This is a genomic window from Advenella sp. FME57 (assembly GCF_014897675.1).
Classification (GTDB): domain Bacteria; phylum Pseudomonadota; class Gammaproteobacteria; order Burkholderiales; family Burkholderiaceae_B; genus Advenella.
Window position 1 is genome coordinate 109,972 of sequence record NZ_JABUXU010000014.1, and the last position, 10,497, is coordinate 120,468.

Below are 10,497 nucleotides of genomic sequence, written 5' to 3' on the forward strand. Positions count from 1 at the left end.
ATCGACTGGCCCTTGATATGCAGCTCATAACGTTTCATTCCATCGCTCCTTGTTTCTGTTCAGAAAGGCATCAAGCCCAGCGCCGAACGGAAGCGGTTTTTGATATACACACCGTCCCTCGAAGGCAAGGCCCGTGGCGGCTCGCCTGTGTCAATCAGAACCCGCACCAGCGTCACGCCGTCCCGGGCCTTGATCTGGGTAGCCACTTTTTCCGCCTCTTGCAGGGAATCGACCGTAAAGGCGTTCTGGATGCCAAAGCCTTTTGCCACCGCCACCAGATCGGTTCCCAGGCTGGCATGACTGCGCTGCATACCGGTTTCGCCATAATGACCATTGTCCAGAATCACAATCGTCAGATTTGCCGGCTGCCTGGCTCCAATGGTTGCCAGGCTACCGACACCCATCAATTGCTCTCCATCGCCGGTGACGACAACGACAGATCTGTCGGGCTGGGCCAGTGCCAGGCCCAGGCCCATGGCGGTTGAGCCGCCCATGGCTCCCCACAGATAGAAATTGCCGGCGCGGTCTCCGGCGGCGAACACATCGTAACTGGGCGAGCCCAGCCCGGTGATCACCAGCGCGTCGGGGATCTGCTGCATTAATTGACTCACAAATGCCCGGCGTTCTGCGTTCTGGCTTGCTGGCAATGTCTCTTTCATTATTTCACCCATGATTTGCGTCCGATCAGACTTTGTGACAACAGAATGGCTACCTGTTCGCCAGCTTCGAAGGCAGACGCCAGCCCGGCGTTAACCAGCTCGCCCACCTTCTCTGGGTCATCCGCGCGCATGACGGTGATTCCCATCAGTTCCAGCGCATGTTGCGTGACCTTGCCCATCGGCCCCTGCCAGGGATTGAATTCCGCATATTCGCCACGCATGGTCACCAGTGTCAAAAAGGGAAACCGGCAACTGCTCAACAACGAAAACATATTGACGCAGTTACCCACGCCGCTGCTTTGCATCAACAACACGGCTTTGTGTCCGCCCAGCCAGGCACCGCAGTTGAGGGCGACCCCCTCTTCTTCTGTGGTCAGCACCACGTCCAGAATGTCCGGATCCGCCTGCGCCTTTTTGATCACCAGCGCGTGACCCGCATCCGGCACATACGAAATCTGCCTGACCCGCGCCCGCTTGAGTTCATCAAAAATGGCCGCCTGCCATTGTTGCTGCAGGTTCACCTCTGCCCCATCCATAATCGTTGCCCCCAGAATGTATTAAGTTTTAATACTAACATTCGATCATTATTCACTTACAATAGAATTTTGCGATTATTCAATCGTAATTTTTGATGGGACGCGCCAATGGACCTGAAACAATTAAAAGCACTGGTCACGATCTCCGAAACGGCAAATATGACACGCGCAGCCGACGTGCTCAATATCGTGCAGCCGGCGCTTTCACGGCAAATCAAAATGCTGGAAGACGAATTGGGCACCGTACTGTTTGAACGGGGCCGCCAGGGCATGATCCTGAACGAGGACGGAAAAACCTTTCTGGAGTATGCCAGGCGCATTTTGCACGAAGTCGAAAAGGCAAAGGCGGAGATACGCCCATCGTCCGGAGCAGTAAGCGGCATCGTCAATGTGGGACTGCTGCCCAGCACCAGCGATCTGCTGTCAAGCATGTTGCTGCGCCAGTTGCAGCAACAATATCCGCAAATCAGGATCACCATCACTGCCGGATATGCTGGCCATTTGCAGGAATGGCTTGAAGTGGGCGAAATTGATGTCGCGCTGCTGTATTCGGCCAAATTGAGCTCATCCCTGCATGTTCAGCCGCTGGTTGAAGAAAAGCTGTGGTTTGTTGGCCTGCCCGGAAACGGTTTGCGTGTGGGCAAACCCGTTACGCTAAACAACATGGCCGACAGGCCCATTATCCTGCCCAGTCGCCCTCATGGCTTGCGCATTCTGGTCGATCAGGTCGGACAGGAAAACAACCTGCAATTGAACGTGGTCGCAGAGACCAACTCCATGAGCGTGCAAAAACGACTGGTGCTGGACGGGCACGGCTACACGATTTTGCCGTCCATTGCCATTGCAGAGGATCTGGCGCTGGGTCGCCTGGCAGCGGCGCCCCTGACCAATGCAGGATTGACCCGCACCATTGTGATGGCCCGCTCGCGGCAGAGAAATATGACAATGTCGGTCAAGTGCGTCATGCAGGTGCTTTCCGAGTGCATCAGTACAAGCATTGAACACGGCGGCTGGGCACACGCAAAGTGGGTCGCGAAAAACTGAACTGTAGCCTGCAAGTCCTTGTATTTCAATTGTCTTGGCACAAGTTGGCAGGGGAATTTCAAAAAATATGTAATAATTCTCATTTCAATTTTTCGCCCCTTTTGATCGGATCTTCCTGATGCATAAAAATATTCTATTAGCTTTTACAGCAGTTTGTACGGCGACATCAGTCAAGGCTCAGGAAGCGCCCCAGGTTCTGGCTCCCATTGTTGCCACCGCCTCCCGCTCTGATATTGATCCCGACAATGCGCCACAAAAGATCGTCATTATTGATTCCGAGCAAATCCAGCAGCAACTGGCCATTTCAACCAATTCATCGAGCGTCCTGAGCAATTTGCTGCCGGCCTACACGCCGAGCCGCGACAAAATGAACGGCAGTGGCGAAACCCTGCGTGGCAGGACACCGCTGATCATGATTGATGGCGTGCCACAATCGAACCCCTTGCGCCCAACTGGGCGTGAAGTGCATACGATTGATTACTCCATGGTCGATCACATTGAAGTCATCAACGGCGCGACAGCATCCAACGGCATTGGCGGCACCGGCGGGGTGATCAATATCGTGACCAAGAGCCCGGAGCCGGGTACGGTCAACCAGCATTTTGGTATTCAGGCCACCACCCCCACATCACAATTGAAATCTGAGACCATAGGATACAAAACCACGTATGGCATCAATGGCCGTAGTGGGAACTTTGAGTATCTGCTCTCCGGCAGCTATGAAAGCCAGGGACTGGCGCTGGACGGCTGGAACAACATGATTGCCGCCGACAATACCCAGGGCGATCTGATGAGCTCGCGCTCCTATAACATTCTGGCCAAGCTCGGCTATTGGATCGACGATGACCAGAAGCTGCAACTGAGCATGAACCATTATCGGATCAAGGGGCGCATGGACTATATTGGCATCAAGGGCGACCGCCAGGCCGGCATCCCGTCCACCTCGCAGCGTGGGACGCCAGAGGGGGTGGCGCCCAGCAATACGGTGTGGACCACGGCCCTGAGCTACGAAAACCTTAATCTGGGCAATGCCGGGATCAAATTGAATGCCATGGTGTTCAACCAGCGCTTCGAGGGGCTTTTTGGCGCCGCCAATTCAGGCACATTCCAGGACGCACGCATTGCGCCCGTGGGCACGCTGTATGATCAGTCCCGTTCCAAGGCCAATAAATGGGGAACCAAACTGTCTTTGACCAAAGACGATCTGCTGGATGGAAAACTGAAATTGACCGGCGGTTTTGACACGTTGATCGACAAAGGCGAGCAGGGCCTGTATCTGAGCGGCCGCACGTATGTGCCAGAGTCCAAATACACCAGCTACGCACCGTTTGTACTGGCCGAGTACAAATTGCTGGACAATCTGACCGTTTCTGCCGGCTATCGCTATGAAATGGGCCAGCTCGATGTGCAATCGTATCGCACCCTGGCTGCCTATAACAACGTATCCGTGCAAGGTGGAAAGCTCAAATTCAATGAAGGTCTCTTCAGCACGGGTATTGTCTACAAACCGACGGATAATCTGACCTTGTTTGGCAGTTTCTCACAAGGGTTCGACATGCCCGATGTAGGTCGTGCATTGCGCTCGATCAACACGCCCGGACAGTCTATTGATAACTTCCAGGCGCTCAAGCCCATACTGACAGATAACTACGAGGTGGGTCTGCGCTACAAAAACGACCGTTTCGATTTTGACCTGAGCTATTACCAATCGAATTCAAAATACGGCGCACGGGTCGTACCGGTCGATGGTCAGTTCCAGCTGGCACGGGAAAAAACCCGCATCCAGGGCATCGAGACAGGCCTGGGTGTTCACCTGAATGACCGACACTACGCAAAAATCGGCTACTCCTATATGCACGGCAAGTATGACAGCGATGATAACGGCAGCCTGGATGCCAAGCTGGGGGCATTGAATGTGGCGCCCAACCGCATCGTGGCAAGCTGGTCTGCCAAATGGACCGAAAAGCTGAGTTCCTTCCTGCAAGTCAATTATGCTTTCAGCCAGAAATTCGACGAAAAAGACTCGGACTTCGCCGGGTATGCCCTGGTTGATTTGTCTGTGGACTACAAATTGCCAAAAGGCACGGTCAGCGTATCGGCGGCCAACCTGTTGAACAAAAAATACCTGACCTATTATTCGCAAAGTGCCGTGGTTGATCCGCTGCGATATTTTGCGGGTCGTGGTCGCACCATCACTGTAGGATATTCGGTCAACTTCTGATGAGCGCCATATCACAACTGTGGACAAGGCCAACGGAATCGTATCCGGGCCGCGCACGCACACTGGCGCTTGCGGCTGCGCACGCCGGTTCAGCCGGCTGGCGGTCGCACCACATGCGTGTATTGTTCCTGTTGCTTGTCGTGGCCTGTACAAATGCCATTGCCGCGCCATTGACTGTGCAGCATGCGCTGGGTGCAACCACGATTGCTGATACCCCGCAGCGGGTAATCACGCTGTTTCAAGGGGCCACGGATATCACGGTTGCACTTGGCGTAAAACCGCTGGCGACTGTGGAGTCGTGGACCGAGAAACCGGTTTATCGCTATCTGCGTAAAGACCTGGAAGGTGTACAAATGGTGGGTCTGGAGACCCAGCCCAGCCTGGAAGATATTGCCAGGCTCAAACCTGATTTGATCATCGCTTCCAAATTCAGAAATGAAAAAATCTACGATCTGCTTTCCTATATCGCCCCGACCGTGGCAGTGGACGAAGTATATGAATTCAGGAAAAACACCCGGCTGATAGGACAGGCATTGAACCGACAAGCCCAGGCTCAGGTATTGCTGGATAAATGGGATACGCGTCTGGCGCAGACCAAAAAGCATCTTCAGGAAAAATTCGACACGGCCTGGCCATTGTCCGTGTCGATTCTGGATTTTCGCAGCGACCATGTCAGGATCTATCTGGCAAACAGCTTTGCCGGCTCGGTTCTGGCCGATCTGGGCTTCGTCTGGAGCGAGCCGTTCAGAAAATCCGGTTGGCCACTGATGAAATTGACGAGCAAAGAAAGCATCCCGGTCATGGATGCCGACGTGTTCTTCGTGCAGATGCGCTCAGACAGCCGGGTCGTGCAAAACCGCTATAAGGACTGGTCCCGGCATTTGCTGTGGCAACAACTGACGGCGGTAAAGAACAAGCAGGTTTATCTGGTCGACAACGTCTACTGGAGCCTGGCTGGCGGCATTCTGAGTGCCAATTTGATGCTCGATGAACTGGAGCAACTGCTTGACTCTCCCGCAGGTGTGCAAAAATGACGACGCTGCATACACGCTCGGGCGCTTTTGTCACGCTGGCAATGGGCTTTGGTTTATTGGTTCTGCTGGCGGTCCTTAGCCTGTCTATAGGCAAAACCTATATTGCACCGGGCGATGTACTGGGAGCGCTGTTTAAACCCGATCCGATTGCTATCGACCATATTCTGGTGAACACCACCAGGCTTTCCCGTATGACCGTTGCCATTGCCGTGGGCGCCTGCCTTGCGGTGGCCGGCGGCCTGATGCAGGCAGTGACCCGCAACCCGCTGGCTTCTCCCGGCCTGTTTGGCATCAATGCCGGCGCAGTTTTTTCCATTGTCCTGTTGGCGCCTTTATTCGGGTCAGCCTCGCTGACCCAGTTCATGGTGCTAGCCTTTGCCGGCGCAGCGGTTGCCGGCACGCTGGTCTACTGCATTGGCATGCTCGGCAGCCGCAGCCCCTTTCGCATTGTGTTGGCGGGGGCCGCCGTTACCGCACTGTTCGCATCGTTCACCCAGGCGCTGCTGGTGATCAGCCAGGAAGGCCTGGACAGCATTCTGTTCTGGATGGCCGGCTCGGTTGCCGGGCGTCAAATGGATGCCGTGCTCACTATTTATCCGTATCTGCTGATCGGCTTTGCCGCCAGTTTCGTTCTGGCCAGACATATCAATATTCTGGTTACCGGCGACGATATCGCGCGGGGCCTTGGGCAAAACACATTTGTTATTCGCTCGCTATTGAGCATCATTGTTATTGTGCTGGCTGGCGGCGCGGTGTCGCTGGCCGGCAATATCGGCTTTATCGGACTGATCGTGCCGCACATCGTGCGCCGCATACTACCGGGGGATTTTCGCTGGTTGCTGCCCGGCTATGCCGTTTTCGGTGCGTTGCTGCTGTTGCTTGCAGATATGCTGGCCCGTGTGGTGCTGATTCCCCAGGAAGTGCCGATCGGCGTGGTCACTGCATTGCTGGGTGCGCCCTTTTTTATCCATATGGCCAGAAAGGGGATGCGCAATGGATAAATGGCTGACCGTGCGCAACCATTGGTATTCACGCCAAATCAATACCAGCACGTGCACAGTGATTGTCCTGTTACTGCTGATCACGCTGGCGGTTGCCCTGCTGTCGCTCGCTTCAGGCAAGTACATGCTATCGTTGCCGGAAGTCATTGACGCTTTGCGCAGCCGGACAATCGCCGACAATGCCTTTATCGTCTCCATCTTGCGCACTCCCAGGATGCTGATGGCGCTACTGGCAGGTGGCGCACTGGCTGTATCCGGCCTGTTGCTGCAAACCATTATCCGCAATCCCCTGGCCTCGCCCGATATTATCGGCGTGACCAGCGGCGCATCGGCGACAGCGGTATTTTTTCTGTCTTTCATGACGTCCTGGCTCAGCGTGCAATGGCTGCCCTTGGCGGCAATGGCTGGCGGTTTTGCCGGCGCCACGCTGGTCTATCTGCTGGCCTGGAAAAGCGGCATCTCGTCCACCCGGCTGATCCTGGTGGGCGTGGGGATCTCTGCGGTGATGGTCGCCTGCACCACCATGCTGCTGGTCTTCAGTCCGCTCTCCTCTACCCTGAGCGCCTATGTCTGGCTGACGGGCAGTGTCTATGGCGCGCGCTGGCATGAGGTCACGACCCTGTGCCTGTGGCTGCTGCCGGCCGCAATACTGCTGATCGCGCTGGCCAGGACGCTGGCGGTCAATGAACTGGACGATGCGCTCATTATCGGCCTTGGCGTTTCCATGGAACGGGCCCGGCTGGTCCTGCTGGCATTAAGTGTCTATCTGGCAGGCGCGGCCATTGCCTATACCGGCGCCCTGGGATTTGTCGGCCTGGTTGCGCCGCATATTGCCCGGCGGATCGGCGTCAAATCAGGCACCAGTCTGATTGTCGTGACCATGCTGGTCGGCGCCAATATGGTGATGATCGCCGACCTGATTGGTCGCACGCAGTTTTTGCCGCTGGATCTGCCAGCCGGTATTTTCGTGTCGGCCATTGGGGCGCCATTCTTTATCTATTTGCTGTTGCGTTCTCGTTCATAGCACGAATGTCATTATTTTTATGAAAGATCAATCCGAATGGATCCTATAGAAAGCCAAGACCTTACGCTGAAGTACGATACCCGGATCGTCATTGACGGGTTGAATCTGACCATTCCCAAGGCAAAAATTACGGTGTTGGTGGGCAGCAATGGCTGCGGCAAAAGCACCCTGCTCAAATCCTTTGCCAGGCTGATCCGACCGTCACAGGGCACGGTCCTGCTCAACGGCAAGGATATCCATCGCCGGTCCACGGCAGCGGTGGCACGCGAACTGGCCATTTTGCCACAAAGCCCTGCTGCGCCGGAGGGCCTGTCCGTTTATCAATTGGTGCGCCTGGGAAGGTACCCTCACCAGACCTGGCTGCAGCAGTGGTCAAAGCAAGACGAGGTGATCGTGACGCAGGCGCTGGCGCAAACTGAAATGACCGAATTTCAGGACAGGCCGGTCGATGCGCTGTCCGGCGGACAGCGCCAGCGTGCCTGGATTGCAATGACGCTGGCCCAAAATACCGACACGTTGCTGCTGGACGAACCCACCACTTATCTGGACCTGGCGCACCAGATCGAAGTGCTGGACCTGTTGTACGAGCTGAATGCGACCAGACAGAAAACCATTGTCATGGTCCTGCATGATCTGAATCTGGCCTGCCGTTATGCACACAACATGATTGCCATTGCCAACAGACAGGTCTACGCACAAGGCGCCCCGGCACAAGTGCTCAATGCAACCATGGTCCAGGATGTATTTCATCTGCAAAGCAAAATTGTAAAAGATCCGCTTTACGGCACCCCCATGTGCATCCCCATTGGCAAAGGAATCCAGAGTGCAGGCATTGACGCTTCCTAGGGCCGCCGGCTTTGACGCGAACCAGTGGCAGGTATTGACCACCAGGTTCATGTTGATTGATGCCAGCGAACGCCACCCCGACTATTGCGTGCCAACGGCGGATCTGCTGGACCCGGTGCGCTGCACCATGCTGCTGCGTGAAATCGGCCCGATCATCGGGTCACCCACACTCAAGGTGACCGCGTCTTTGCTTGGCAAAAGAATCGCATTCCTGAGCACTGCCGCAGCCCTGTATGCAATGACCATCTTCGACAAGGGCCTTAATCTGTCCCTGGACAACACGGTTCTTGAATACCAGCACGACGGCAAGTGGCAATCGCGCATGCCATTGATCGATCTGGCCGTCACTTGCCCGCAAGCCGGAGAACGCCCGCAATGGCGCGAACGCGTTGTGCGACAGCTGTTTGCTGAAAACCTGGCCCCGGTGTGGGCAGCACTGAGCGCGGCCTCTGGTGTATCACCCAAAATTCTGTGGGAGAACATGGCCGTGCGCATTTATTCGCAATACGAACGCCATATGATCGCCAGCGCCGGGCAAGACAAACAGGCCCGTATCCAGGAAGATTTTGACTATTTGCTGAATGCACCCGCCTCTGTTTTCGGCGTAAAGGAAAACCCGCTTGCCCAATATCATTTTGCGCACACGCGGTGTGACGACAAGCTGATCAGGATCCGCAAGACCTGCTGCTTTTACCTTCGGGCAACCACGCCGCCAGAGTACTGCTCGGTATGCCCGTTGACGTACAACAGAAAAGCGAAAAGCTGAATCCTGACGCCAGGCTCGTCACAACAGATTATCACCTTATCCCTATTTCAATCGCAAGTAGCGGATTGTCAGATCGCAAAGCGCTATCTACACTTTGTTTATTGTCATCACTGCCAATAAAATATCTCATATGTCATTGAACTGCCTGGCTTTGTTCTGCCCTCATACAAACGGTATACTCGCGCGGGCGTCAGCACTCCTATCGGAGGCCCGACTTCAAGTGGCAGCATCCTGGTTTACGCGCAGAGGGCGAGCCCGCTGCGTCCACGCATTGGAGCAACAAATGGATAAGGGCGAACTGGATCAATACAAAAGGGGTAATTACAAAATGGACAAAGGTGAATCGGCTAAACCTGACGCCGCCTATGCCGCCACAATCAATAACGCAGACTGGCGCGCACTCGAGTGCGCGCTCAATGATTACGGCAATGCAATCGTGCCAGGCCTGTTGACCGCAGCGCAATGTGAAGCATTGGCTGCCGGCTATGACCGGGAGCAAGACTATCGCAGCCGCATCTTCATGGCCCGTCATGGATTTGGCCGCGGACAATATAAGTACTTCGCCTATCCGCTACCGGCGTTGCTTGATCGGCTGCGTCATCTGCTTTATCCGCATCTGGCGCCAATCGCCAATTGCTGGAGTCGCAAACTGAATATGAATGTACATTACCCACCGGCGCTGGATACGTTCCTGGCGCAATGCCATGCTGCCGGCCAGACCCGCCCCACCCCACTGATACTGCAGTATGGCCCGGGCGACTATAACTGCCTGCACCAGGACCTGTATGGCGACCATGTTTTCCCTTTGCAGGTAGCCATTCTGCTGTCTGCACCGGATCGCGATTTTACGGGCGGCCAGTTCATCATGACGGAAACCGCCGCAGCCGGCCAGCGTGCCGAGGTAATTCCGCTGCAGCAAGGCGATGCGCTTATCTTCACCGTCAACCACCGACCCGCACCTGGCAAACGCGGCGGCACACGCAAAGTCGCGATGCGCCACGGCGTGAGCGTCGTGCATAGCGGCAGGCGTCACACACTGGGGGTCATTTTTCATGATGCCCGTTAAGCAAGTTTCCAGGGCGTACCCATGACCACCCTCACAAACCACATAGATCGCCTGAATTGGGCAGCCATCTGCACTGACCTGGACAGCGAAGGCTACACCCTGCTCCCCGGCTTGTTGTCTGCTGCTCAGGTTCAGGCACTGGCCAGCCAGTTAAGCGAGCAGTTGAGCGACAAGATAAGCGGCCAGATAAATGACCTGACCCTGCGCAGTATGTCGTCGGCCCAGTGTGAACTGGGCCGCGGCCAATTGTTCTTTTTTGAAGATAAACTGCCCGAAGTGCTTGCCGTTTTGCGTAAGCAG

At 55.4% G+C, this 10,497-nt stretch carries 10 protein-coding genes and 1 pseudogene; 9 read left to right on the forward strand and 2 right to left on the reverse strand.

The window, feature by feature from the left end; all coding sequences use genetic code 11:
* Positions 1-59: 59 nt before the first annotated feature.
* Positions 60-659 carry a thiamine pyrophosphate-dependent enzyme gene (locus INT32_RS16260; protein WP_226817154.1) on the reverse strand — a complete coding sequence of 200 codons (600 nt, stop codon included), beginning with the start codon at positions 657-659 and terminating at the stop codon, positions 60-62.
* Positions 659-1,195, reverse strand: coding sequence for a phosphonopyruvate decarboxylase (locus tag INT32_RS16265; RefSeq protein WP_193089765.1), 537 nt, complete (start codon positions 1,193-1,195; stop codon positions 659-661). Before INT32_RS16265 ends, INT32_RS16260 begins: the two co-directional genes overlap by 1 nt.
* 108 nt (positions 1,196-1,303) lie before the next feature.
* On the opposite strand from INT32_RS16265, the gene INT32_RS16270 reads away from it, so the two are divergent.
* The 9 genes and pseudogenes from INT32_RS16270 to INT32_RS16310 all read left to right on the forward strand — a co-directional run.
* A complete protein-coding gene (locus tag INT32_RS16270) occupies positions 1,304-2,239 on the forward strand; it encodes a LysR substrate-binding domain-containing protein (RefSeq protein WP_193089766.1) in 936 nt (311 codons plus the stop codon).
* A gap of 118 nt (positions 2,240-2,357) precedes the next feature.
* Complete coding sequence (locus INT32_RS16275) at positions 2,358-4,460, forward strand: TonB-dependent receptor (RefSeq protein ID WP_193089767.1); 2,103 nt, start codon at positions 2,358-2,360, stop codon at positions 4,458-4,460.
* Positions 4,460-5,494 (forward strand): ABC transporter substrate-binding protein, encoded by a 1,035-nt coding sequence (locus INT32_RS16280; RefSeq protein ID WP_226817156.1) that lies wholly within the window; start codon positions 4,460-4,462, stop codon positions 5,492-5,494. Before INT32_RS16275 ends, INT32_RS16280 begins: the two co-directional genes overlap by 1 nt.
* Positions 5,491-6,495 carry an iron ABC transporter permease gene (locus tag INT32_RS16285; protein WP_193089768.1) on the forward strand — a complete coding sequence of 335 codons (1,005 nt, stop codon included), beginning with the start codon at positions 5,491-5,493 and terminating at the stop codon, positions 6,493-6,495. The genes INT32_RS16280 and INT32_RS16285 overlap by 4 nt, the downstream gene beginning before the upstream one ends.
* A complete protein-coding gene (locus INT32_RS16290; protein WP_193089769.1) occupies positions 6,488-7,519 on the forward strand; it encodes an iron chelate uptake ABC transporter family permease subunit in 1,032 nt (343 codons plus the stop codon). The genes INT32_RS16285 and INT32_RS16290 overlap by 8 nt, the downstream gene beginning before the upstream one ends.
* 36 nt (positions 7,520-7,555) lie before the next feature.
* Positions 7,556-8,365, forward strand: coding sequence for an ABC transporter ATP-binding protein (locus tag INT32_RS16295; RefSeq protein WP_193089770.1), 810 nt, complete (start codon positions 7,556-7,558; stop codon positions 8,363-8,365).
* Positions 8,352-9,131 (forward strand): IucA/IucC family C-terminal-domain containing protein, encoded by a 780-nt coding sequence (locus INT32_RS16300; RefSeq protein WP_193089771.1) that lies wholly within the window; start codon positions 8,352-8,354, stop codon positions 9,129-9,131. The genes INT32_RS16295 and INT32_RS16300 overlap by 14 nt, the downstream gene beginning before the upstream one ends.
* A 328-nt stretch (positions 9,132-9,459) precedes the next feature.
* On the forward strand, positions 9,460-10,197 hold the full coding sequence (locus tag INT32_RS16305; protein WP_370540251.1) for a 2OG-Fe(II) oxygenase: 738 nt from the start codon (positions 9,460-9,462) through the stop codon (positions 10,195-10,197).
* Positions 10,198-10,218: 21 nt separating this feature from the next.
* Positions 10,219-10,497 (forward strand): annotated as a pseudogene (locus INT32_RS16310) (prolyl 4-hydroxylase); the annotation flags it as partial.